Genomic DNA, 753 nt, shown 5'->3' on the forward strand with positions numbered 1-753 from the left:
ATAGTTTCCGGGATAACTCGTCAATTCGCCGTCTTCACACTCGACGATTCGCGTGGCGACCGCATCCAAGAAGACACGGTCGTGGGACACAATCAGGAGCGCTGAATCGTAATCCTGTAAATAGGATTCGAGCCACGTCATCGCTTCTAAATCCAGATGGTTCGTCGGTTCATCCAAAATGAGTAGCTCGGGTTCCTGCAGAAGCGCCAAGGCGAGGCCTATTTTTGTACGTTCCCCGCCGCTCAACGTATCGAACGGTTGGTCCACGAATGAGGTCAGCTTCAATCCGTCAATCATCGCACTGATTTTTGACTCGTAGACGTAGCCGCCCGCATGTTCGAATTGCGTTTGGATCGTCCCGTATGTTTCGAGAAGACGTTCGAGCTGTTCGGTCGTCGCCATCTCTTGTTCGAGGCGAGACATCTTCTCACGGAGGCGAAGGACTTCCTCGAAGGCAGTCTGAAGAACGTCGCGACCACTATGATTGGGATAGTCGGGAAGCTGAACCAAATAGCCGATAGAGAGTCGCTGCCGACGGTAAATTGTTCCGGCGTCATGCTCTTCAGAGCCGACGATCATGCGTAGTAGTGTCGTTTTACCGCTGCCGTTTCGACCGACGAGTCCGACTCGTTCGCGTTCATTGATCATTAAATTCGCATCTGTGAGAACGGCGTGACCACCGTATTGTTTTTGAATGTGTTGTAAATCGATTAACATAATAGGTTCCTCCTGAAATCAGGGCCTATCAAAAAA

Annotated in this window: 1 protein-coding gene; it reads right to left on the reverse strand. The window is 50.7% G+C overall.

The window, feature by feature from the left end; all coding sequences use genetic code 11:
* Positions 1-717 (reverse strand): ATP-binding cassette domain-containing protein (locus ON063_RS14720; RefSeq protein WP_274665637.1); only part of this gene is annotated, 717 nt, incomplete at its 3' end.
* Positions 718-753 lie beyond the last annotated feature (36 nt).

It is taken from the genome of Exiguobacterium sp. B2(2022), assembly GCF_028823655.1.
Lineage (GTDB): Bacteria > Bacillota > Bacilli > Exiguobacteriales > Exiguobacteriaceae > Exiguobacterium > Exiguobacterium aestuarii_A.